The following is a 24,823-nucleotide window of genomic DNA, read 5'->3' as shown; positions in this document are numbered from 1 at the left end:
ATGTTCAAGAGAGTTCTTGAAGTTATGGCAATCTCTAGCCTTCTGACATCTGCAGTATGGGCAGACCAGAAGGATAACATGAACTTGAAAGTTCACGCCAGCGAATGTATCCAGAAACTCACCGTCCTGGCATTACCCCAATATGCCCCCGAGCAGTACCTTAAGGCAGACTATCAAAATGACAGTCTTGTTATCCATTTCGACGAAAACCACACTGCAGAAATAAAGGGTATTCTTGAAAAGTGGACGGAAGAATGTTCCGATCTTTTCGACAAGGACGTCTATTCTCCTGGATTTTTCACCAATTCTCCCCTAATGGATATTGTGAAGGCAGAATCCGAGAAGCAGGCAAGACAGAGAACCGAAGCCTTTGGAAATGACAGCCTGACGAAAATCAAGAATGAAGTAGAAGAAATTGCGGGGAACTTCAGTTTTGTATTTCGTTACGGAGTTCTGGAATCCATCAATATCAACCCGAGAAAAGGCAAGAGATTCCAGTTTGTAAACGATGGCACCGCCTTGATCTGGGGCGGTAATGGAATTCTCCATAGCATTTCCAGAAAAAGCGCTCTTCTCCAGGAAGACTCCATCATCGTCCATTCCGGATATGAAATCAAAGATTTCGTCCGCGATGGCCACGGATTCAAGGAATTTACAAGACCCTGGAGTCAAGTAGTTACCAAGGAAGAATACCCGTCCCTGAACGAATCCGCCAAGAATGGAAAATTTGAATACGACCAGGAAGCGTACTCCGCAATGCCCTGGGGAACAGTTGCCCACAACAAAAAAATTGAGTTAATCGGTACAGTCGGCCTTAATATCGGCTACCTGACAGACAACTACCTGGAAGACAGCAAGGCATTCCGTGACTCCTCCGCAATCATTGAAGGCCTCCTCGAAATGGGCGTCAACTGGGAAGTTTCTCTTGGATTAGTCCGTTGTTCCGCCACAAGCGGCACCTGTCTTGGATTTGGCGCAGGCTACGGAGCATACGTTTGGTCGACAGTAGGTAAAGAAAAGGAAAACCGCTGGAGTTATTCTGACGACGATACCGAAGAAGCTGAAACCAAGCTGATTCACGGAGTTAAACTGTTTGGTGAATACTATATGAAGAGCAAAACACCCTATGGTTTTCGCGAAGCCATTACTATTCCGGTCAATGAAAGCATGAAGTACATTGAATCCAAGACATCCCTGTTTGTGGACTCCGGAATCAACCGATTTGAACTGGGTCTTGCAATTTCTCCAATCCAGTTCATTCCCGCTTTGTTCTTCAACATTGGCATTAATTTTAATACAAACAGTTTCTAAAACACAAACAAATGAACAATCATTCATTTTTTTATTTAGCAGGAAAGCTTTTAACAGCTTTCCTTCTTTTCTCGTTGTACGGATGTTCCAACGTACAAGTGGCCAAGGCATTTACGTTTTTCAGCATTCTTGACGAGCAAGGCAAAGTCATGCCTTACATAGAGCCTCAAGACCAAGAAAACCGTGCGCTCATAGGAGACGTGGAGAATTTAAGTGCAGAGCTATTTCATATCGATTCCGCCGGTGCCGAACATCTTAAAGCATCCTTTTTCAAGGTCTGGAACAAGGACAAAGTAGAAACCGAGTGGAACGTGAAGGATTCGCTGGGCAAAGCACTTGTCAGCAGAAAAAGTATACTAGATGACGACGGACGTTTGTTACGTAGGGAAGCTTATACGAAAAAGAATTATTCCATCATCGCAAGTTCCCAGAAAAAGGAAGACGGAGGCACCCGCTGGTATTACACCAGACAGGATACATCCACTGCGATCTATAAAATCAGTTTTCTCGTAGATGAAACCGGCAAAGCACAGGATCTGAGGGTTATTTACCCCTTTACCCACAAGCTGGAACGAATCTATAACGAACAACACAACATTTCTTCCATCCAAATTGAAGGTCAATACCACGGGAAAGATGCGGTTTCCTTCACATACGATTCTGACGGCAAGAAAGTGAAGGAAAGAAGCGTGTCCTACAACGGAAAGCTTTATTCCTACGAATCCATCCAGCGAAATCAAGACGGGAAAATTGTGGACCTGGTTTATTCCAGCGACATTAGCGACACTCAGGAACATACTCAATACGAATACGGCGAGGACGGTCGAGTTTCCAAGATTATATCTGGAGGATTCACCAAATTCCTGAAATATGAAGACGGAAAGCTGGTTCGTGAAGAATACTACGACTACGCAGGAAATTTACATGCGGTCACCCGCATTACCACCGATGATTTCGGGAATGTTATAGAAAGTGTCTATTCTAGGAAGGATTCTAAAACCGGAGACTTCAAGGAATTCCAGAAATACAAGTACCAAATCAGATATTACCAGTAAGACCACTCCCCTTTTTTGCTAAATTTGGCGCCATATGAAGAACTTTTACGTTACTACTCCGATTTATTATGTGAATGACGCGCCCCATATCGGTCATTCCTACACCACCGTCCTTGCAGACATTCTTACCCGCTTCCACAAGATTCTTGGATACCAGACCTACTTCCTGACCGGTACCGACGAACACGGCCAGAAGGTGCAGCGTGCCGCCGCCAAGCGCGAAGTGACTCCGCAGGAACATGTGGACGAATACTACCACCGTTTCGAAGATCTGTGGAAGAAGATGGGCATCTGCAACGACTTCTTCATCCGCACCACCTACCCTGAACACAAGGCTTATGTGCAGGAATGCCTGCAGAAGCTGTGGGACAAGGGCGAAATCTATTCCAAGGAATACGAAGGCTGGTACTCTGTCGGCGAAGAACGTTTCTTCTCTGAAGACGAACTGGACGAAAACAAGTGCGACCCCATTAGCCACCGCCCGGTGGAATGGCTGAAGGAAAAGAACTACTTCTTCAAGATGAGCAAGTATCAGCAGCAGCTCATTGATCACTTGAACACCAACCCGGACTGGATCGTTCCCGACTACCGTCGTAACGAAATCCTGGGCTTTTTGCGTCAGCCCCTGAACGACCTTTGCATCAGCCGCCCGAAGGCTCGCCTCTCCTGGGGTATTCCTCTGCCTTTCGACCAGGACTATGTGACCTACGTTTGGTTCGACGCTCTCTTGAACTATGTAAGCGCATCTACCGCTTTCCACAAGACTTATGCCGATGGCACTCCCATTTGGCCCGCCACCTATCACCTGATCGGTAAGGACATTCTTACCACTCATAGCGTGTACTGGCCCACTATGCTGATGGCTCTGGACATTCCTCTGCCCAAGCACATTCTGGCTCACGGCTGGTGGCTGGTGAACGGCGGCGAAAAAATGAGTAAGTCTGCTGGTAACGTTGTTAAGCCCATGGACTACATGGAAAAGTACGGCAACGACGCATTCCGCTACTACTTGGCCCGCGAAATGGTGGTTGGCCAGGACGCAAACTTCACCCACGATTCCTTTGTCCGTCGCATTAATGCCGACTTGGCAAACGACCTGGGCAACGTTCTGAACCGAGTCCACAAGCTGGTCCTCACCAACTTTGAAGGCAAGCTGCCCGTTGCAGGCGCTATGGATGACGCCGCCAACGACGTGATGAACTTGGCCAAGAAGGTCATCGAAGACATAAAGCAGGACCTGCCCCAGGCTCGTCTGTCCCAGTCCATCGAAAACATCATGACCTTGGTCCGTAGCATCAACCGCTACTTTGAAATCAAGGCTCCCTGGAAGCTGGCCAAGGACCCGGCTCTCAAGGATGAGCTGGCAACCGTTCTTTATGTGGCAGCAGAAGCTGTTCGCCTCAGCCTTTGCATGCTTTGGCCGGTAATCCCCACCAAGGCAGAAGAAGGCCTGACCATGCTGGGCACCAAGTTCGAAAGTGCCGAAGACCTGGTCTGGGGTCTGTTGAAGGGTGGCGAAGTCTTCGGCGAAGGCAAGCCCCTGTTCCCCCGCATCGACGAAGAAGTGAAGCCCCAGCAGCAGCAACAGCAGCAGAAGCCCAAGCAGAACAAGCCGCTGACCGCAGCTGACGTTCCTGCCGCCATGGACCTCCGCGCCGCAAAGATCGTTGAAGTGGCAGACCATCCGGATGCAACTTCTCTGTACGTTCTCAAGGTTGACGCAGGCGAAGGCGAACTCCGCACCGTTTGCTCCGGCCTTAAGGCTAGCTACGAAGCTTCTGAACTTCAGGATCGCATGATTCTTTTGTTCGCAAACCTGAAGCCCGCACCGCTTCGCGGTATCATGAGCGCAGGTATGCTCTTCGCTGGCGACTTGGAAGCCGAATCCCACAAGTGCCGCCTGGTGGCAGTGCCCGAAGGTGCAAAGCCCGGTGACCGCGCATTGTTCAAGGGAATCGCTCCCAGCGAACCTCGCGAACTGAAGCTGAAGGATTTCGAAAAGATCGCTCTCTCCGTCAAGAACGGCCAAGTGTTCTGCACCGCAGGCGAAGGCGCCGAAGCCATCGCTCTGGAAATCGACGGCAAGGCAGTGACCTGCGACGTCCCCGAAGGAAATGGAGTGCATTAAGCTTTTTTAGCAGAAAAGCATCCAAATTAATATATGGACCCATCAAAAGATGGGTCTTTTTTCTTTGATTTCTTTTATATTTCTTGAAGAAAAAGAATTATGATCAAGAACATAAAAGACATTCAGAAGTTGAGCTTTGCCACAAACACGGTCATCTTGTCGCTTGTGGTATTGATGATGCTAGTCTACTCCTTAATCGGAGCTATGTTCCTAGTATATTATTCAATCTTTGTGTGCGTAGTCTATCTAGCGCATTACCTATTGATCAAAAAATATCAATTCATTAAGGCAACCTGGTCTATATATGCCATGATGACCATCTATATGGCAGTCTGCACTATATACCTTGGTTACGACTACGGATTTCAGCTGTATTCTCTTTCCACCATTCCGTTGATATACTACATCAAGTATATGCAAACAAAATATGGTGGAGAAGACCCTAAACCAAACCTCTGTTCCGCCATCATCGTTATCGTCTGCCTACTATCCTCCCTATATTCAGTAAAAAACGGTCCAATCTATAGGGTGGAAGGAATACCCACTCTTGTATTCCTAGGAATCAATCTAACCAGCGTCTGCTGTTTTTTAATCGGGTTTGCAAAACTGACCACAGGAATTATCATTGAGTCCGAAAAGAAACTTCAATTTCAAGCAAACTATGACGCATTGACGAAGTTGTCAAATCGTTTCAACATGAGAACAATCCTTCAAAAAAGCATTGAAGAAAAAGATTCTTCGTCACAGCTCTGGATCGCCATGCTAGACATTGATAACTTCAAGAAAATCAATGACAAATATGGTCATGCCGCAGGAGACCGAGTTCTAGTAACGCTGGCAGAAATCATGAAAAAGATTTGCAAGGACTGTGCAATCAGCCGCTGGGGCGGTGAAGAATTCCTTATCTGCGGAAAGAACGATCCCAAGAATATCTTGGAAAGTTTGGTAAAAGAGGTCGAAAGAACTCCCGTTAAAGAAGACTGTGGAGATATTCATTTTACAATATCGGTAGGAGCATCGAACTACGCTCCTGGCGATAGGTATGATACTTGGATTATTAGAGCGGACAAGCTGTTATACAAAGCCAAGGAAAACGGCAAGAACCAAGTGATGAGCTAATTTTCCTATATTACAAGTATGCGCTACTTACTTGTATCCATAACGATTTTACTCTTGTTGACGGGCTGCACCATGCACCCGCCTAGCACCGCTGCGTTCATGGATGCTACGGAACGTAGCGCAAAGTATCCCGGAGAAAGCCGACAAGCATTTACTGTTCGCGGAGAGTTTTCCCAATACGCAGTCAAGGATGATGGCTGGGATTTTCCAGCTTCACTAGAATACCTTTTCTCAAAAAACGGCCTAACTTGGGGCGCAGGACTTTTGCCATCACCTTATTTTACTGCAGGTTTTGGCGACAAGTATTACGGAGTCCGTACATGGATTTCCGCACCTTGGCTGATTGGAACTCTAAGCGTCATTGGTCTCCTTAGTGATGACGACGATGACGAAGAGTACGAGGACAAAGACGACCGCTATGATGTAGACGATTTAGGGGATTTACCGGCTCTATGGTTTGTTACTTTTGCAGGTGGCGTTTCCTTTATCCAGCAGCTACCCCTTGGCGAATTCGTACGAATCGGTATAGAGGAATTCATCGCCAGAGATGTCTGGATTCCTGTACGAGACAACAACGAATGGTCTGCGATAGAAGCCGGCCTTACCGCCTATATTAGCTACAGACAGAGTAAGTTTGACATTGCCATCGAAGGACGTTACAGCGTTCTAGACATGGATCCGGACCGTTATCGTCTAGGAATATCCCTGACCGCCTCTTATTTTGTTTTCTAGATTTGCGTCATGATCAACACCACCCTCTGCTATATTGAACAGGACGACAAGTACCTGCTGCTTCACCGCGTAAAGAAGAAGAACGATATCAATAAGGACAAATGGATTGGTATCGGCGGCAAGTTCGAGGAATGGGAATCACCCGAAAACTGTATTAAGCGAGAGGCCTTGGAAGAGACCGGCTTAACGCTGATCAAGCCCAAGTATCGCGGCATCGTGACCTTCATTAGCGATGGCATGGACCAGACAGAATTCATGCACCTGTTTACCGCCACACAGTGGACGGGAGACCTGAAAGAATGCGACGAAGGCAATTTGGAATGGGTCCCGAAGGCAGACGTGGCGAAACTTCCCCACTGGGATGGGGACCTGATTTTCTTAGCCTTGCTGGAACGAGGCGAACCCTTCTTTAGCCTGAAATTGACTTATAAGGGAAGTACGCTGACAGAGGCTCTGCTCAATGAAGAAGAAGTTTTTGTTAAGGACTTTATTTAACTAGATCCTTCGACTTCGCTCAGGATGACATCTGGCTACCACTTTGCCAAAGCGTTAGTGATAATGAGGTCCTGGAGTTTTTCGATGGCGCGTTTTTGGCCGTGACGGTCTTCGGTTTCGTTAGCCTGAATATCATAAGTTCCTTCTGCGGAAAGGGACTTATTTTCATAAATGATACGTTCCTTCACGTTATCGTAGAACTTGACGCCCACACGAATGGTAACGCGGTAAGTTTCCACATCGCTATTGCTGTTATAATCCATAGGCTTATTGGTATAGGACAGCAACGTGATTTCAAAATCAGAATGAGCTTCGCCATTAACCACACGAACACCGCCAGCGTTCTTCTTGAACATATCAAGAACAGCCGTACGGATATCATTGGCAAGGACTGCATCCATGGTCTTATCATCCACATCGTGGATGTTTACCGTCTTGATATGGCTGGGTAGTGTACTAGCGGTAAAGCTGTAACATCCAGCCAAAACAAACAGGGCTAGAATGCAAAAAAGGGCGGGAACTACTTTCATTTTAAAGTTGTAATTCATCGCCCAATAATTTAGTTATTTGTGACCGAATCGTTTTTCTACTTCACAGAGAAAATTCTGTTCAAATCCCCACTTTTTACGATATACAATCCCTTGGTGAGGTTCTTTGCGTTCAGCATCGTCTGGATGTTGTCAAGACGAGTGCTAAACTTGCAAACAAAGGCGCCCTTCAGGTTGTAAACACTGTAAGTTCTTTCGCCGTTCAGCAGGAGTTGATTTACTATAATCCCATCCGTGCCAGGACCATTAACATCGGCGGCGCTAATCTTTTCAATCTTCACGTTGTCGATGTACACGGAACCGGTAGCAAGCCCTGCGTTAAAGGAAATGCGACCGTTTTCGTCGGTATCTTCGGTCATGGTGAACTTGATTTCGTAAATCTTGGCTGCGGTAGTCAAGTCGAAGGTCTTTGCTTCGCCCAGGTAGCTAGTAAAGGGGCTAGAATCCTTTTCCAGATTCACTTCAAGGGTTCTAGCTGCAGAAGCGGAAGCGTCAAAAGTCAGCTTGTAGCTCTGGCCCTTTTCGTAATGCATACCATTCTGGATCACCTGAACGTCATAGGCGTTGGTGCTGGCTTTTGTCACATTGATTTCGGCCTTTCCGTCAGAATGCTTGAAGGTACCTTCGCCGCTGTGAACAGTCAGGCTCCAGCCAGCCAACTTCAGGGAGTCAGAGAATGTGCCATTGAAAACGGTATCACGGTTGGTGGGAACCACAATCGCTGCGGCAGGAGAACTACCGTCCAGGGAATATTCCTTCACAAAGTTCCAGATGTCGGAAACATCAGCCTTGGAGGGGCTATGACCGCGGCCCTGGAGCTTCAGGTGCTTCACATATACACCTTCATCGCAGGGGCCCCAAGTATACATGGTACCCTGGTTTTCGCTGTTGGGATAATTGCTAATGACTTCAGCCGTTGCCGGGCAGTTAAACTGATCGCGATAGTTCTTCAGGAAATCCTCGACCATGCTGTATTGCAGCACATCGTCGTTGGTTCCGTGAATATGGAAAATAGGTACGGGGCGCATAGCCTTGGATGCACCATACACGTTGGGTCCAGAGCAGGGAGCAAAGGCCGCAATCTTATCAGCAATCTTGCTCATGGAATGGTACGTGAACATACCGCCCATGGAGAAGCCTGAAAGATAGACACGATTGGTGTTAATCTTGTAATCCTTGGCAAGTTGGTCAATAATAGAAGAAACCCACTTAGTATCCGTATCGCCCTGAATGTCCCAGGTGCTCATGCCGGTACCGCCCTTAGGGTAAGCCACCACAAAGCCTGCAGTGTCAGCAACCGCTTCCCAGTGGGTATTCTGCTGCTGATAATTAGGATCCTGGTCCATGCCATGCAAGGAAAGAAGCAACGGGCTGTTGTCAGCAAGGCCAGACGGTGCGTACACATAGACATCGCGGCCCGAAACAGAAACCTTCTTGTAGTCGCTTAAAGATTTTCCGCCGCCACCACCCCATTGTGCGAAAGTAGCGGTTGCTGCGACTAAGAATAAGGAAAGAAATTTCATTTTAACACTCCTTTTAATGCTGCACTTTATGCAGTTTGTTCTCACCCTGCCTACAATATATACCTCAACGCTCCGTATATTCTAAGCCGGAATAAATAACCATTGTAAAGGATTACAACACCCCAAATCGGCCTTTTTTTATTAACTTTCCCCGTAAAGAGAGGTTCAGTATGGGTTTTAAAATTCTTGCAACAGCCGCAATGATTTCCGCTTTATTTGCAGTAAATGCTTCTGCACAAACGAGAATTGCCTGTGTAGGCAACAGCATTACCTACGGCTACGGGCTGAACGGCGCAACCACCTATCCCCAGCATTTACAATACGTTCTGGGAGGAACTTACCAAGTTGAAAACTATGGAAACTCCGGCAAGATGTTCCACAAGGCCTCCCAGGAGTCTTACTGGACACAGCCCGAATTCAAAAAGGCATACGCTTTTGAACCCAACATCGTAATCATTGAACTGGGTACAAATGACAGCAAGTATTTCTTCAGCGGAAGCGAAGGGAACTACAACTATTACTTCTACGAATACAAGCAGGATAGCCAGGGCAAGAATTATACTCGCGAAAGTCTGATTGCCGAGATGAAAAAGGACTACGAAGCCCTTATTGACACCTTCCTCCACAACAATCATACGCCCGAGATTTACGTAACACTGCAGCCCTACGCCAACAACCTCGGATGGTTCATCACCGACTCTGCGATCGTGAACGTAATCAACCCCATGATTAAGGAAGTGGCAGAGAAGAAGCGCGTCAATGTAATCGACCTTCATTCTCTACTTAACAAGCGTGAATGGCTGCAGGCCGACAGCGTCCATCCCAATGAAGAAGGCGCAAAGGCCATGGCCGAAATCATCGGCGAAAGCATTATGAACGGGCCCATTATGACAGGCCCCCTAGAATCTTCTAGTAGCGTTATCACGGAATCCTCCAGCAGCAATACCGCTTTAGCAAGTAGCAGTTCCGATGGTAAAGACGGCCTGACCACCGTATTAAGAACAAATTCACAAATTACGGTACAGGGAAAGTCCATCCAGCTGAACCATATATCTGGAACCGTTGAAGTATTTGACCTGAACGGCAATCTGGTAAAACGTTCTGTTTCTAACGGATTCCTTGAACTCCAGATGAAACTGCCTGGCGTGTATATTGTAAAAACAAATTTAACCACCCAGAAAGTGATCCTCAAATAAACAAAAATGCTAGATCCTCGATCAGGTCGAGGATGACATTGCAGGAATTTGCTATAATTACACGGGAAAATTTTTATCTAACCGAGGCATAAAATGCTTGACATTAAGAAGATCCGCGAAAATCCGGAATATTATATTGCTGAAACTGAAAAGAAGTATACTACCGTGAGCCTGCGCGATGTTCTCGCCATCGACGAAGAACGCCGCCCCCTCCTCACCGAAGTGGAACGCCTCAAGAGCGAACGCAACGCTCAGTCCAAGCTCATCGGTGAACTGAAGAAGAAGGGCGAAAACGCCGACGCCGCTCAGGCTGCTACCCGCGAACTGGGCAACAAGATTGACGAAATGGACAAGAAGCTGAAGGATCTGGAATACAAGCAGACCGAAATGCTCATGCACGTCCCCAACATCGCTCCCCGCTCCATCGAAGGTAAGGATTCCGACGACAACAAGGTTGAAAAAGACGGTCCGATTCCCTTTGACTACTACACCAAGAACGATGACTTCGCACGCGTGGACCACAAGACCTTGGGCGAACGCCTTGGCATTTTCGACTTCGAACGCGGCGCAAAGATTTCTGGTTCCGGTTTCCCCGTTTACCGCGGTCTGGGCTCTCGCCTGGAACGCGCTTTGATCCAGTTCTTCCTGGACGAACACCAGAAGGCCGGCTTCGAAGAATTCACTCCTCCGTACCTGGTAACCCGTAACACCATGCGTGGTACTGGTCAGCTCCCCAAGTTCGAAGAAGACATGTACCGCTGCGACAAGGATGACGACCTGTTCCTCATCCCCACTGCAGAAGTTCCTCTGACCAACCTCTACTCTGGCGAAGTCATTCCGGAATCCGAACTCCCCAAGCGTATTTGCGCATACTCCGCTTGCTTCCGTCGTGAAGCTGGTTCCTACGGTAAGGACACCCGCGGTCTCCTGCGCCTCCACCAGTTCAACAAGGTTGAAATGGTGTACTTCGCTCATCCGGAACACTCCTACGAAGATCACGAAGAACTGACCCGCTTTGCCGAAATGCTCCTTGAAAAGCTGGGCCTCCCCTACCACCGTCTGGCTCTCTGCAAGGGCGACCTCGGTTTCGGTGCTGCAAAGTGCTACGACCTTGAAGTCTACGCTCCGGTCGAAAAGAAGTGGTTGGAAGTTTCTTCCTGCTCTAACTTCGAAGACTACCAGGCACGTCGCGCAAACATCAAGACCAAGATCAACGGCAAGAACACCTTCATCCACACCTTGAACGGTTCTGGCCTTGCTACTCCTCGCGTCATGGTCGGCATCTGCGACAACTACCAGCAGAAGGACGGCTCTCTGTTGATTCCTGAAGTGCTGCGTCCGTACATGGGCGGCATGGAAAAGATTGAACCGAAGAAGTAATCTTTTCTTTTACATAATTTGCTAGGAGGGCTCGCGAAAGCGGGTCCTCTTTTTCATATAAAGTAAATATGAAATTAAGTTTACCATGTTAATTCAAATTATACACAAAAAAACACTATTCCCTTTCTATATTTAATACCAGATTTTTTATGGGAGATTATATGAACTTCAAACTTATTGCCCTTACTACCGCAATGACCATGTCCGCAGCAATCGCTCAGGACTACGAAGACGACGAATACGAAGAAGAATCCGCTCCGGCTGCACAGTCTGCCCCGGCACAGGAATCTGCTCCTGCTCAGGCAGCTACTGCACAGGACGCTCCGGCTGCACAGCCCAATGGCGTATTCAGCGTTCTCCACGGCGACGCATACAACATGGTTGGTAACGAAGCTGGTGCTGCAACTATCGGCGGCAACATGCTTTCTCCCTACAAGATGTACGGCAGCAACCTCCTCTATGTGGAACCGTCTGGCGAAACCGCTACCTTGGCACTGACCAAGGGTGGCATCACCTACTTGGCAGCATTTGACGGCATTGCAGCTGGCATTGTCGATATTACCAAGGGTCTCCCCCAGTATGACGAAGCAAACCTCCGCAACCTGGGCCTCGTTACCGTCGGTATGGCATTTAGCGGCATGGGTTTCGCAGTAGACTTCGCTCTGGACAAGACTTGGGAAGACACCGAAGCCGGTGACAACGAAACTTCCGTTTCCACCACTGGTGCTGGCGATGTCATCAACCTGAAGTTCGGTATGAACCTGGGTGCATTTGACCTTACTGCAAATGCCTACTGGCTCACCTTCCAGGACGAAGTTGACACCGAAACCGACGCTCAGGAAACCGACAACGATTACTGGGATCTTGGCTTGAACGTGAACATTTCTAACGGTCCTTCCGCCAAGACCTTCTTCTGGTCTGTAGGTGTGAACATTCTCCGTCAGGCTAGCGAACGTATCGTTGAAGCAGGCAACACCACTACCGAAACCACCAACGACGACTCCTTCTTCGAAGTCCAGCCCTATGCAAACATTGCATTCCCCGTGCTGAGCTCTGATATGGCACAGGTCTTCATCGGTACCAACACTCGCCTCCCCCTCATCTTCTTCGATGAAACTGCTAGCGACAGAAGCTTCTTCGGTCTGTACACCACCCCCAACGTTCTCGCAGAAATCACTCTGAACGAAAACTGGATCCTCTATGGTGGCGCAAACTATGACTGGAAGGTCCTGGGCTACTACAGCTCTGAAACCAAGGCTTCCAAGACCGACGTTTCTGAATTCTCCATGCGCACCAACGCTCCCATGGCAAATGCAGGCGTCCGTTTCCAGTACAAGAACCTGGTTCTGGAAGCATCCATTGCTGATCAGCTGAACTCTGCTGCATGGGCAGGCCTGGTTGGCAACTTCGGCATGCTGCTGACTTTCTAATCTTGAGTTAGAAAAAGAAATTTTGGGCGGGCTTCGGCTCGCCCATTTTTTTATTGCTGGAACTTGCATCCAGCATTTTTTATTTAATTTTGATGCATGAAGTACAAACCTTATCGAGACTTGCTTCTTGAGATTTTCCCAAACTATCTCAAGGTCCGAAAGCTTCCCCTGAATGGCGGTATGAGTTGCCCTAATCTGGATGGAACCAAAGGATTTTCTGGATGCAGCTACTGCAACAACCGCAGTTTCAGCCCCGTATTCGATCAGGCGAAAGTGAGTATTCAGGAACAGCTAGAAAAGTTCGTTCCCAAGCTTCGAGGAAAATATCCTAACGCAGGTATTCTCGCCTATTTACAGCCCTATACCAATACCCACGCCCCGCTGGAACACCTGAAGGGAATCATCGACCCGATTATTAAACATCCGGAAGTAGCGGGGCTTGCCATCGGCACTCGCCCGGACTGTTTGCAACAGGAAAAGGTGGACTACTTAGCGGCTCTGAACAAGAAGAAGCCTATTATCGTAGAAATCGGCCTGCAGACCGCCAATGACTTGACTTTGGCAGGTATTAACCGCAGGCACACCCTCAAGGAATTTGAGGATGCCGTGGCCCGTTGCCAGGCAGCAGGGCTGTGGGTGACCACCCACGTAATCGTGGGCCTCCCCGGCGAGACCATGGATGATTTCAAGCATACCGCACAGGTTGTCCGCGACATGCACCTGGCCGCCGTCAAGATCCATCCCCTGCACATTGTGGTGGGAACCGCCATGGCAGAAGATTTCGGCAACGGAGAAATCAAGCTCCTGACATTTGATGAATACTGCGATGCGGTCGCCGAAATGATCAGAATCATCGGGATGGACGTGGCTATTGAACGCTTCAGCGGGGAATCTCCTAGCGAGCTGCTGATTGCACCCGACTGGTGCGGCGAACGAGACAAGATTATTGCAACCGTCGAGAAAAAACTATGACAAAGAAGATTGAAGATTATATCATCAGCATTCCGGATTTTCCAAAGCCGGGTATCGTATTTCGTGACGTCACAGGAATTCTGGATGATGCACAAGGTCTGAGATTGACACTCAAGGCACTGACCCGCTCCCTGAAGGGGGTTGATTTTGACGTGGTTGCAGGATTGGAGGCCAGAGGATTCCTATTTGGAGTTTCGTTAGCAGCCCTAAAGACCAAGGCATTCGTCCCTGTCCGCAAGAAGGGCAAGCTCCCCCGCGAAACCGTTGGCGTGGATTATAATCTTGAGTATGGTTCAGCCTCTATAGAAATCCATAAGGATTCCATCAAGCCGGGTCAAAAAGTTGTTATTGTAGACGACCTGCTAGCTACGGGTGGAACCGCCGCAGCGGCCGCCAAGCTCATAGAATCCTTGGGCGGAACCGTAGAAAAGTTCCTGTTCGTTATTGAACTTGACGACCTTGGAGGACGCGAAAAGCTGAAGGGCTACAAGATCGAAAGCCTCACCCACTTCCCGGGACATTAATTAGATAGGAGGACCAAATGAACAACCTCGTCGAAAAGCTTTTTAAGCTGACAGACAACAAGACCAACGTCCGTACGGAAATGCTGGCCGGTCTTACAACCTTCATGACCATGGCCTACATTCTGGCTGTGAACCCAGGAATTCTTTCCGCTTCCGGCATGCCTAAGGGAGGCATCTTCCTGGCAACAGCGTTGGCTGCAGCCCTGGGTTCTCTTCTCATGGCATTTTTCAGTAACTATCCCTTCGTGCTGGCTCCGGGTCTGGGCCTGAACGCCTTCTTTAGCTATACCGTGGTGCTCACCATGGGATATAGCTGGCAGTTCGCCTTGCTGGCTGTATTTGTGGAAGGTTTGATTTTCTTGATTCTGTCCCTGACTCCTGTTCGTCGCGCAATCTTCAATAGCATTCCCATCTCGCTGAAGACTGCTGTTGCGGTAGGTATCGGCTTGTTCATTACGTTTATCGCCTTACAGGGCGCCAAGGTGATTGTCAATAATGACGCGACTTTGGTGGGCATGGTAAGCTTCCATAATAGCGATTTCCATACTACAGGTATCTGGGCATTGCTGGCACTGATTGGCACCGTCCTGACCGCCGTTATGGTGGTGAAGAAGGTGAAGGCAGCCATCCTGCTGGGCATTTTCGCCACATGGTTCCTGGGTATTATTTCTGAACTGGTGGGCATTTACACACCCAATCCCGCTGCAGGATTCTTCTCCATCGTTCCCCGTTTTGGAAACTACTTTAGCGATCTGGGCAATACCTTCAGCGAATTTGGCATTACCTTCGGTGCACTTTTCAATTCCGGTTCCTGGACTCACACCCAGGGCGGTGCGGTCGTTGGACAGGGATGGTCTCTGGTGACTTCTCTGGATTTCTTCGTAGTGATGTTTGCATTCTTCTTCGTGGATTTGTTTGACACCCTGGGCACCCTCATTGGCGTTTCCATGAAGGGCGGATTCCTGAAGGATGGCAAGCTTTCCCGCATTAACGGAGCTTTGTGCGCAGACTCTATCGCCACTTCTGCTGGCGCAATTCTCGGCACATCCACCACCACCACTTACGTGGAAAGCGCTTCCGGCGTTGCTGCAGGCGGACGTACCGGTCTTACTTCTGTTGGCGCTGCGGGCTTGTTCCTGGCATCCATTCTGCTGGCTCCCATTTTCCTTGCAGTTCCTAGTTTTGCCACAGCTCCGGCATTGATGATTGTGGGCTTCTACATGGTAAGCTCTGTGGTGAAGATTAACTTCAGCAGTTACGGTGAAGCCATCCCCGCATTCATCTGCATTGCAGGCATGCCCCTCACCTACTCCATTTCCGACGGCATTATGCTGGGTGTGGTAAGCTACACGGTGATTAATCTGCTGACCGGCAAGCGCAAGCGTGTAAACTACGTCATGGGAATTCTCAGCATTCTATTCGTGCTGAAATACGCTTTGATGTAAATTAGGGGCTCGCTTTTCTATATTTACCCCGTAAAAGTTTAGACCTGTATTTTAAGGAACATCTTATGGCAAAGTCTTCTAAAGCTGCAGCAAAGCCCGCTGCAAAGAAAGAATCCAAGAAGGGAACCCAGACCAACATGTGGACCGGCCGCTTCGCTAGCGGTATGGCCCAGTCCATGGTGGATCTGTCCTTCAGCCTCCACTTCGACGCAGAACTCATTGAAGAAGACATCGAAGGCAGCATCGGTCACGGCAAAGGTTTGGTTGAATCCGGCGTGCTGACCAAGGCAGAATACAAGAAGATTTGCGACGGTCTCAAGACCATTCTGGACGACTACCACGCAGGCAAGAACCTGTGGCAGCCTTCCGACGAAGACATCCACATGGCTGTGGAACGCGTGCTTACCGAACGCATCGGCGCCCTGGGCAAGAAGATTCACACCGGTCGTAGCCGCAATGACCAGGTCTGCACCGACTTCAAGCTTTACATGCGTCACCGTGCTGCAGAAATCCGCGCCCTGGAAATCGAATTGATGGACGTGGTACTGGATCTTTCCAAGAAGTACTTCGGCAAGCTGATGCCGGGCTACACTCACTTGCAGCAGGCTCAGCCCATTTACTTCAGCCATTACCTCATGAGCATGTTCTTCGCAGTTAGCCGCGACGTTAAGCGCTTGGACAACTTCCTGGAATTGCATTCTCAGCTGCCGCTGGGTAGCGGCGCCATGGCTGGTTCCGCATTCCCCTACCACCGCGCTCTCGTGGCTGCTGAACTTGGCTTTAAGGATGTAAGCCCCAACTCCATCGACGCAGTAAGCCACCGCGACATGATGCTGGAATTCAACGCCGACCTCGCCATCATCGCAAACACCATGAGCCGTTACGCCGAAGATTTCGTAAACTGGAGCACCAGCGAATTCGGTTTCCTCACTTTGCACGATGCATTCAGCAGCGGCTCCTCCATGATGCCCCAGAAGAAGAACCCGGACTCCATGGAATTGATCCGCGGTAAGTCTGGCCGTATGCTGGGCAACTTCACCGCTATGTACACTCTTGCAAAGGGCGCACCGCTTTCTTATAGCCGCGACCTGCAGGAAGACAAGGAACCCGTATTCGACAGCGTTCACAACGTGAAGGTGATTCTCCGCGTGATGAAGGAAGCTCTGGAATCCGCACGCTTCAACTTCGACAAGATGGAAGCCAAGATGCTGCCGGCGCTGCTGGCTACCGACCTGGCTGACCTTTTGGTAGAAGCAGGCGTTCCGTTCCGTGACGCTCACCATGTGGTTGGTAGCCTTGTGGGCGAAGCCGCCCGCCAGGGTAAAGAATTCACGGACCTGTCCGACGAATCTTGGGCAGCCGCCGGCGTTCCCGATGTGCAGAAGATGAAGAAGACCCTGACTTTCGAATACAGCGTAAGCCGCCGTAACATCGAAGGTGGTACCGGTCCCAAGTCTGTAAAGCAGCAGTTCACAAAGGCAGAAGCATTGCTTAGGAAGTTTAAAAAGGCTTAAGTCAAAAGGCTCCTGCTAAGATCTAGAAAAGGGTCGCGATTGAATCGCGGCCTTTTTCATTACGTAAACAAAATATTTCAAAAATAATCCATTCAAACGCCTCCAAAAAAGCGTGTTAGGAGTAAAACCATTTTTTACTCGGAGGTATAATGAGTGAATACAAAATGAAGCCCTATGAGGAGCTGGACATCACGGACAACTTCATGTTTACGAAGGTGTTCAGCAATGTGGACGTGGCCAGAGATTTCCTGCAGGACGTTCTGAAGGTCAACATTGATAAGATTTCCGTTGTTTCGGAGGCTGCGTCCCAGGAGGATCCCTTCCACAAGAGCGTCCGTTTTGACGTGCATGTTCGCGAGGACATTTCTGGCGCTGGTGGCGCGACTAAGGTGGGCCGGCAGTTTGATATCGAACTGCAGATGGAGAATACCGGGGAACTTCCCAAGCGGGCACGTTATTATCAGGGGATGTGTGATTTGGACGCCCTGGCCAAGGGCGCAGACTACGAGGAACTCCAGGAACAGTACATCCTGTTCATCTGCCCTTCCGACATTTTCAAGAAGGGAAAGCCCGTTTACAAGTTCCAGAACCGCGAGGAATCTGACCCGAATATTTTGATGGGAGACCTCTGCTACAAGAATTATTATATCTTTAAGAAGTACTCCGAAATGGACGACGAGGCAACTCGCGAATACATGCAGTATTTCGCCACCAAGAAGTGCGAATCCGAAAAGATGAAGCGCATCCACAAGCTGGTCGAAAAGTACCGCATGGACCCCGCAGCAAGGAAGGCTTATATGACTCTGGAACAGGAACTCAACATTCGCTACAAGAAGGGACTCAAGGAAGGACTTGCCGAGGGAGCAGATTCCAAGAACAAGGAATTGGCCAAGGGTTTCCGCGATAAGGGCTACGCCATCAAGGATATCGCTGAAATTACAGGTCTCTCTCCTGAGGAAATCAAGGAACTTTAATAAAAACGCCGTACGATTGATTCGTATGGCGTTTTTTCATTGTTTTTAGGAGATGGTTATTTCTAGCTACGGCCTGTGCATTCATCTGTAGTATGCGATGCAGTCTTTAGCCAGGAGAGAAATTCCGAGCACTCTTTGTCTCCCTGGACCGAATAGTTTTTTGCCAGTTCCAGAATGCACCTATAAACAACAACGCAATTTCTACGGGCTGCCATATGGTTCTTACTCTTTCGGACGCGTTTCGCTTCCACATTGAAACGTTCCCATTGGTGGCAATCCCTGCTCAAGGCAATAAATTGTTCCATGCGGGAATTCAAGGAGAACAGATCCTTTTCATTCCACGGGACGGAAGACGCCACCGCGAAAGCATTATCTAAAATTGACCTTGCAAGGGATACTTGAACTCGATACAGAGACCGCCGAAAGGCATTATCCAAGGGCTCAAACCAGGGATTTTCACTATGAGAAACAAAACCTTTCAATGATTCCAGGGCCTTATGGCAATTGTTGTAAGCTTCAATTCGGGCTTTATGCAGTTTATTCAATGGTAGCGCCGGCCGATCGGGAACAATCTGTCCAAGGTCTTTCAAGCAGTCCGCATAACAAGCAACTACCCCGGCTATTCTTGGGTTTGAAATTTGTTGGAAGCGCTTTTGCACACTAATAGACCTACAAATATTTTTGTTAAAAGTGTTTTGGCACACAAAAAGACCTACAAGTATTTTTGTAGGAATAGCTTTTGCACGTCAACAAAGCTGCAAATTCTTTTTGAGGAGTTACTTCTTATCCTGAGGCACCAGGCGTTCCACGATGCGGAACAGGTCGTTATAGATTTCCAGGAAGTCTTCGACCCAAATGGGATCGCGTTCACCCACCACATGGAAGGTTTCTTCCAAAGTATGGCGGGCATTGTACAGGCCCACCAGGCTACCTGCAGGCTGAACCACATTCCCCTGGTACAAATCAACAGCAACCAGGCGAGCACGATAGCTTCGACGCAAACGGGAAATTAAAGCACCACGAAGGGAAAGAAGTTCTTCGTGAGCCGCCAGGACGTTACCCTCTTTCACCCAGCTTTCTACCAGGTTCAAACGGCGTAAAATCGTTTCTCGTTCCGTATTGGGAACGAGGGCACGCTTTTCGTTCAGAGTTTTCTTAATGCGTTCAGAAATGCCACCCAGGATTTCTGCATTCCAGAAGACCATGGGATTTTCAGCAAAGCGATTACTGGACTCCACCTTAGGCGTGTGGGTAGAAATCCAGCGGTCCAGCTTATCGGCCACCATTTTTGCTTCGGGCAGACGATCCACAGCCACATATTCACCGGCACGATTCAGCAGGTTGTCTGCATAAACCATACGCCAGTGAGGAAGCTTTCCGCTCTTGCGGATAGCATCAATGGACTGTTTCAATGTTTCAAGACGAGCCTGCATCTACACAAACCTAGTTAGACTTTTCCATCATCTGGAGCGGGGTCACGCCAATTTCTACACGACGGTTCAAGCGACGATGTTCTTCCGTATCGTTGGGATACTTGGGCTGGTGTTCGCCAAAGCCTGCGGCGAACAGGCGTTCCGGCGGGAAACCTTCCTTAATCAAAGTCTTCACCACATTGACCGCACGTTCCGTAGAAAGGTTCCAGTTGGTATAGGACTTAGACTTGATGGGAGTATCATCCGTAAAGCCACTAACCATGATGACGTCTGTAGAATCCATGGCTTCCAGAAGACCCTTGCTGATTCCGCGAATCACGCTAACGCCTTCGTTGGTCAAGTCTGCGCCATTGATAGGAAACAGGAACTGGGCCTGAATCTGAATCTTACCACCTTCAAGAGCGATAAGGCCTGCCTCAATAGAAGTCTGCAAGCTCTTGGAAAGAAGGGCATTACGTTCAGCCGCAATCTTTCGCATTTCTTCCTGACAGCTCAGCACTTCTTCTTCGGTACGGGTCAAGTCTTCTGCCTTCTGTTCCTTGAGGGTAGCCATAGCTACGAAAGCCAGAATGAACAGCGAAACCAGGGCTACACCTAAGTCGGTATAGGCCATCCAGGGATTGCTGTTTTCGTCTCTCTTGAAACGCATAGATTATTCCTCGACCTTGGATTCTTCGGAACTTGCGGAGGATGCAACAGAAGCGGAGTGGCCCACACGCTGGGTCTGTTCCAGGACTTCCAGGAGGATTTCCTGAGTCTTGACCGCATTTTCCATAAGCACTTCGCTGGCGCGTTCGTGGAAGGCTTCCAGAGACTGGTTCAAGTGTTCGATGAAGTTTTCTTCTTCGTCACGTTCGGCGGTATCACCGCTGAGCTTTTCGAGGATGGTTTCCAGACCGGCGCGGAGCATTTCCAAGTTAGCGCTCAGTTCGGACTGGTTCACACGCATGAGTTCTGCGGTTTCCACAATGTTTCCGCCAAGAGCGTCGGTAGCTTCCTTTTCCTTGACCACACGGTTGTCGATACTTTCCGTGAGAGCCTTCTGGGCTTCCAACAATACGGAAGAGGTTTCGGAAAGTTTCTGGAAGGCAGCCAGAATGTCGTTGGAAAGAGTACCCAGCTTTTCGGAGACGGAAGCGGAAAGTTCTGCAGAACCGGCCTGAGCCTTTTCAGCCACCTGAAGGGCGACATTCTTGAGAGTTTCCAGACCTTCACGCTGTGCATCCACATTGGAGGTAGCGCGTTCTTCCAGACGCTGCATGAATTCATTCCACTGTTCGTTGGACTGCTTGACCTGATCCGCAATGGATTCTGCAATGCTGCTGGAGGAATCAGCCAGAGAGTTCTGAGCAGATTCGCTGACCTTATAGAGGCCATCGTAGACGCTGCCGGAAACATCACTCAAGGCGGACTTCACATCATCTGCCACACCATTGAGGCCTGCCTTTACGCCACCAGCAATGTCACCCAAGCCGGAATCCAGAGCTGCAGAAAGACCGTTCAGCTTTTCGTCCAGCTTAGAGGGAATGGATTCCACAGAAGCAGACAGAGCCTTCACACTGTTCTCCATAGGAGCGAAGGCGGTAGAAATGGATGCACTGACAGAACCACCCAGATCCTTCACAGCATCGTTCATGCCGCTCATGGCAGAAGCGAGAGATTCATTCAAGGTCTTGACGGAAGCGGACATTTCTGCGGAAACCTTCTGGACGGAAGCGTTCACACTTGCAGAAACCTGATCCACGGAAGCAGAAACGCTATCGTTCATCTTGGCGGTAGTTGCGGACAGTTCCTCCCCTACCTTATTGACAACACCCGTAAGGCCTTCCTGAACGGAAGCAGTTACAGCGGCGAGATTCTTTTCCACACTTTCGAACAAACGTTCCAGACCCGTCTTGTCAGATTCTTCTTCGGACACATCACCCTGCATATTCAAGGTCAAGGCATCCAAACGAGCCATAAAGTTATCACGGGCGGAAATCATCAAACTGCGGGTTGCATTCAAGATCAAGGCAGCAAACAAGCCGCAAAGAGAAGTACCGAAGATACCCTTCATGTTCTGGAACAAGTGCTGGATGGTATCCAGAGTTCCCTGTGTGGTAGTATCCATAGCGCCACCTGCTGTAGCGATGGACGCCATGAGACCGAAGAAGGTACCCATCAAGCCAAGGAGAATCACCGTACCGCCGGAACTGCGGGGAACCTTGATATCCACGTTGTTATTCAGCACTTCGTAGGCGATGGGAGAATCCAGACGGATTTTCTTATTCAGGAGGCTCTTGGCAAGAGCAATGCGTTTTGCCACAACGCCATCGCCAGAGATGCCGTAAATGCCGCGATGTTTGCTAGTTTCAAGAACTTCATTTTCTGCAGCCACCTGCTTAATCTTCTTGAGGGCGACGACCTGTTCCAAGATGAACACCACGAAGATGGCGATCATGATCATCCAGCCAAACAGCGGTGCGCCAAAATAACTAGCGCCTGCCACCAGAACAGCAAGGCCCACAACAGTTAACAACAAGACGGATGTGAATGTATTCTTCATTTTTCACCTGCTTAGGCCTTAGGAGAGGCCACTGTTTCAAACAAATTCAACTGACCACGGTTAAATCCGCGGAGGAAGAGCGCCCACTTACTCTGGTACCATTCAATCACTTGAATCGTAAGCCCGCGGGCATAATCGCAAAAATCATCAGTAAAGGCCAGGAAGCCATTTTCGTAAGCATAATGGGGATTCCAGTAACGTCCCACATTACGTGCACAGGACGCCGCCGACGTGTAGTAGTGTCCGGTTCCCTTTGTTGCAAAGGCTGCCGCAAAACGTTTCTTGGCCAGAGCGTTCAAGGAACCACGCAAGGATACCACCATAGCGTTTTCCTTATCCCTGAGGGACGCTTCAAGACTGGGCAAGAGTTTGGAAACCGCATCCACAGCGGACTCCCCATGCCAGTACTTGCAAAGCTTTTCCTGCAGTTGCATCACGCGACCGTGCATACGGACAAAGAGCGGTTCTGCGTCACTGACCAGCAAATGGATGGTAGCGGAATAGAAAGCGTTAATGTCCTGCTTGTTATTCTTGACGGTAAGCGTCCAGCCCTTTTCTTCATCATGCTGGAGGAAGTCTCCACCTTCCAGAAGCAAGCGAGTCACTTCTTCGGTGGAAAAACGTTGAATCCACTTCGTGCGGAATTCATCGTAAAGCTTATTGGCATCTGCAATGATCTGAGGGAAGCTAGCATCAGCAAGTTTCCATGCAGTTTCACTGTAGGAAATCAATTCCGAGGATCCCACATTTGCCGTAGGATCGTTCAGCATGGCATCCAGATGTTCGTAAAGAACGATAGACCACGTCACCATCATGGACTGTGACAAATTTGCCACCATGGATGAACGGTTCGGGCGCACGTTCAGACGGACGCTATTGCCCGTCATCTTACGAATGGATCTGCGGAAGGAATCTTGCACTTAGGCTCCTAGAATGCAGTTTCGATACGCTGCCAGATAGAGCGGTTTACGCGCTTGTTCTGGCTTGCCAGTTCTTCGGATTCCTTACGGACATCAGATTCCAGGTTGTTCTTCACGAGAGACTGATCCCCTTCAAACTGGCCACCAGCTTCCAGATAAAGACCATAGACGTTATTGGAAATCTTGGTTTCAGCAGAGATAGCCTTACTTGCGCGTGCGGAAAGAGCAAAGCGGTTGCGAACGAATTCGCAGCGGGACAGGAAAATTTCCGGAGCTTCGTCCAGCCAGAGTCCATAGTAGTTGTTCACGAAACGAACGTTTTCGAAAATGCCCTTAGAGCGGAAAACCGTATTGCGGAAAGCATTTTCCACCAGCAGGTTCTTTACTTCGAAGGGGCGATTCAGAGAAATGAAATGAATGCCGTTCCAGCTAAAGGAAGGATTCTGGCTACGGAACACAACGGGCTTTTCTTCGGAACCCTGGATGCGAACCGTACCACGGAAGGTAATCTTGGCATACTCGCCCATAAGGACGGTCACCCCAGGTTCAATGTCCAAAGTATCCTTGGCGGAAAACACCACACCCATTTCCAACAGGTACGGGCTTTCAGAAGCAAGTAAGGAAACCTTGCCGTTTTCTACCTGCGGGAAAGGTCTTTCGCCAGCGACGGCAAAAGAGGCCAGGGCAAGAAGCCCAGCAAAACAGCTAGTCAACTTTGCAAAACGCATTAAAATTCGCTCCTCAGCTTAATCTTCTGGATGACATGCATATCAGGAATGATGCTTCCGGACACGATATCGTTCATCTTCAAGTCACCAGACAGTTCAATGCTTGCGTTCACCAGAACGCCGTGGGTAATATCGAAAAGAATATCGCCAGAGCCCAGGATGAAGCCATTGCTTTCCATCAGCACGTCGGAAGTGGAATCAGCGGTTTCCCGATACTTCAGGTTCATGCCGACGCGAGCCATCTGGACGCCATCGTGAATGTAGTAGTCCTGGAAGGTGAAAGTCTTGTAGACGGTGGTATTGCCGTTACGACCCGGAATTTCGGTGGGACGTTCCCAGGTTTCACCCACGGCAACAGCCTTACCCGGAAGGATGGGCTGAATCTTGAGGAACAGACGGACCAGATTCAAGGCCTCGGAACCCAAGGTCAAGGAATCTTCCAGAATGGCGGAACTGATCATGCCATCCTTAGCCATCTTGTACTGGAAATTTTCGGTGGAGACAGCCTTTTCCATTTCGCGGAATTCTTCCACGGTACGCTTGTCGGACTTGTAGTCCACAGAGTCCACCTTCAGTTCAAACTTTGCCGAACCATCGTCGTAAGAGGTCAGCATGCTATTGGAGGCACGGACCTGCAGGTGTGTGTTCATCGCTTCCGGAGAAGTGGTGGTAGAATCCATAGGAAGAATGGAATTCAGGTTGGACTCAAGGTGATAAGTTTGAACCGGTGCGTTTTCCGTATTGAAAGCAAGAACGTACTGGTCGCTATCACAGGAACATAAACAAAACAGTGCAGCAGAGCTGGCGAGATATTTAATAAAAGTCATGGCTAAAATGTAGCAAAGACTATA

The 24,823-nt window shown here is 49.1% G+C and carries 23 protein-coding genes; 14 read left to right on the top strand and 9 right to left on the bottom strand.

Going from position 1 to position 24,823, the window contains the following annotated elements:
- From BUB59_RS00690 to BUB59_RS00665, 6 genes are all read left to right on the top strand, one after another.
- A complete protein-coding gene (locus tag BUB59_RS00690; RefSeq protein WP_073224654.1) occupies positions 1-1,311 on the top strand; it encodes a hypothetical protein in 1,311 nt (436 codons plus the stop codon).
- 200 nt (positions 1,312-1,511) lie between these two features.
- Positions 1,512-2,366, top strand: coding sequence for a hypothetical protein (locus BUB59_RS00685; protein ID WP_073224652.1), 855 nt, complete (start codon positions 1,512-1,514; stop codon positions 2,364-2,366).
- A gap of 34 nt (positions 2,367-2,400) precedes the next feature.
- A complete protein-coding gene (gene metG / locus BUB59_RS00680; RefSeq protein ID WP_073224650.1) occupies positions 2,401-4,494 on the top strand; it encodes a methionine--tRNA ligase in 2,094 nt (697 codons plus the stop codon).
- A 99-nt stretch (positions 4,495-4,593) separates the two neighbouring features.
- On the top strand, positions 4,594-5,613 hold the full coding sequence (locus BUB59_RS00675) for a GGDEF domain-containing protein (protein ID WP_073224648.1): 1,020 nt from the start codon (positions 4,594-4,596) through the stop codon (positions 5,611-5,613).
- 18 nt (positions 5,614-5,631) lie between these two features.
- Entirely contained in the window at positions 5,632-6,345 is a 714-nt protein-coding gene (locus BUB59_RS00670; RefSeq protein ID WP_073224646.1) for a hypothetical protein, read from the top strand.
- A 9-nt stretch (positions 6,346-6,354) separates the two neighbouring features.
- Positions 6,355-6,840, top strand: a complete 486-nt coding sequence (locus BUB59_RS00665) for an NUDIX hydrolase (RefSeq protein ID WP_073224644.1) — start codon at positions 6,355-6,357, stop codon at positions 6,838-6,840.
- Positions 6,841-6,875: 35 nt separating this feature from the next.
- Here the strand turns inward: BUB59_RS00665 and BUB59_RS00660 are convergent, their stop codons facing one another.
- Entirely contained in the window at positions 6,876-7,388 is a 513-nt protein-coding gene (locus BUB59_RS00660; protein WP_073224642.1) for an LptE family protein, read from the bottom strand.
- Between the two features lie 38 nt (positions 7,389-7,426).
- Entirely contained in the window at positions 7,427-8,911 is a 1,485-nt protein-coding gene (locus BUB59_RS00655) for a carbohydrate binding domain-containing protein (RefSeq protein WP_073224640.1), read from the bottom strand.
- Between the two features lie 170 nt (positions 8,912-9,081).
- Here BUB59_RS00655 and BUB59_RS00650 point away from each other — a divergent pair, with 170 nt between their 5' ends.
- The 8 genes from BUB59_RS00650 (at position 9,082) to BUB59_RS00615 (ending at position 18,346) form a co-directional block, all read left to right on the top strand.
- On the top strand, positions 9,082-10,107 hold the full coding sequence (locus BUB59_RS00650) for a GDSL-type esterase/lipase family protein (protein WP_073224638.1): 1,026 nt from the start codon (positions 9,082-9,084) through the stop codon (positions 10,105-10,107).
- Positions 10,108-10,200: 93 nt separating this feature from the next.
- On the top strand, positions 10,201-11,487 hold the full coding sequence (gene serS, locus BUB59_RS00645; protein ID WP_073224636.1) for a serine--tRNA ligase: 1,287 nt from the start codon (positions 10,201-10,203) through the stop codon (positions 11,485-11,487).
- 161 nt (positions 11,488-11,648) lie between these two features.
- Complete coding sequence (locus tag BUB59_RS00640) at positions 11,649-12,917, top strand: hypothetical protein (RefSeq protein ID WP_073224635.1); 1,269 nt, start codon at positions 11,649-11,651, stop codon at positions 12,915-12,917.
- A gap of 96 nt (positions 12,918-13,013) precedes the next feature.
- Complete coding sequence (locus BUB59_RS00635) at positions 13,014-13,889, top strand: tRNA modification radical SAM protein MnmL/YtqA (RefSeq protein WP_073224633.1); 876 nt, start codon at positions 13,014-13,016, stop codon at positions 13,887-13,889.
- Positions 13,886-14,413 (top strand): adenine phosphoribosyltransferase, encoded by a 528-nt coding sequence (locus BUB59_RS00630; RefSeq protein WP_073224631.1) that lies wholly within the window; start codon positions 13,886-13,888, stop codon positions 14,411-14,413. The genes BUB59_RS00635 and BUB59_RS00630 overlap by 4 nt, the downstream gene beginning before the upstream one ends.
- Before the next feature lie 17 nt (positions 14,414-14,430).
- Complete coding sequence (locus tag BUB59_RS00625; protein WP_073224628.1) at positions 14,431-15,858, top strand: NCS2 family permease; 1,428 nt, start codon at positions 14,431-14,433, stop codon at positions 15,856-15,858.
- Between the two features lie 65 nt (positions 15,859-15,923).
- The gene (gene argH, locus BUB59_RS00620) at positions 15,924-17,372 is read left to right on the top strand and encodes an argininosuccinate lyase (RefSeq protein WP_083540092.1); all 1,449 of its coding nucleotides are present in this window, start codon (positions 15,924-15,926) and stop codon (positions 17,370-17,372) included.
- A gap of 149 nt (positions 17,373-17,521) precedes the next feature.
- Complete coding sequence (locus BUB59_RS00615; protein ID WP_073224626.1) at positions 17,522-18,346, top strand: Rpn family recombination-promoting nuclease/putative transposase; 825 nt, start codon at positions 17,522-17,524, stop codon at positions 18,344-18,346.
- Between the two features lie 62 nt (positions 18,347-18,408).
- On the opposite strand, the gene BUB59_RS15095 is transcribed toward BUB59_RS00615, so the two are convergent.
- From BUB59_RS15095 to BUB59_RS00580, 7 genes are all read right to left on the bottom strand, one after another.
- Positions 18,409-18,705: a hypothetical protein gene (locus BUB59_RS15095; protein ID WP_143160154.1), complete on the bottom strand. Its 297-nt coding sequence runs from the start codon at positions 18,703-18,705 to the stop codon at positions 18,409-18,411.
- Positions 18,706-19,122: 417 nt separating this feature from the next.
- Positions 19,123-19,779: a hypothetical protein gene (locus BUB59_RS00605; protein ID WP_073224622.1), complete on the bottom strand. Its 657-nt coding sequence runs from the start codon at positions 19,777-19,779 to the stop codon at positions 19,123-19,125.
- A gap of 10 nt (positions 19,780-19,789) precedes the next feature.
- Positions 19,790-20,428 (bottom strand): OmpA/MotB family protein, encoded by a 639-nt coding sequence (locus BUB59_RS00600; RefSeq protein WP_073224620.1) that lies wholly within the window; start codon positions 20,426-20,428, stop codon positions 19,790-19,792.
- Between the two features lie 3 nt (positions 20,429-20,431).
- Positions 20,432-22,324 carry a fimbrial protein gene (locus BUB59_RS00595; protein ID WP_073224617.1) on the bottom strand — a complete coding sequence of 631 codons (1,893 nt, stop codon included), beginning with the start codon at positions 22,322-22,324 and terminating at the stop codon, positions 20,432-20,434.
- A gap of 11 nt (positions 22,325-22,335) precedes the next feature.
- Positions 22,336-23,244 carry a hypothetical protein gene (locus BUB59_RS00590; RefSeq protein ID WP_073224615.1) on the bottom strand — a complete coding sequence of 303 codons (909 nt, stop codon included), beginning with the start codon at positions 23,242-23,244 and terminating at the stop codon, positions 22,336-22,338.
- 8 nt (positions 23,245-23,252) lie between these two features.
- Entirely contained in the window at positions 23,253-23,972 is a 720-nt protein-coding gene (locus BUB59_RS00585) for a right-handed parallel beta-helix repeat-containing protein (protein ID WP_073224613.1), read from the bottom strand.
- Positions 23,972-24,799 (bottom strand): hypothetical protein, encoded by an 828-nt coding sequence (locus BUB59_RS00580; protein WP_073224611.1) that lies wholly within the window; start codon positions 24,797-24,799, stop codon positions 23,972-23,974. The genes BUB59_RS00585 and BUB59_RS00580 overlap by 1 nt, the downstream gene beginning before the upstream one ends.
- Between the last annotated feature and the right edge of the window lie 24 nt (positions 24,800-24,823).

It is taken from the genome of Fibrobacter sp. UWEL (genome assembly GCF_900142535.1).
In the GTDB taxonomy this organism is placed as follows: Bacteria; Fibrobacterota; Fibrobacteria; order Fibrobacterales; family Fibrobacteraceae; genus Fibrobacter.
The sequence above is the reverse complement of the archived record's forward strand: the minus strand, read 5'-3'. Positions and strand labels throughout refer to the sequence as shown.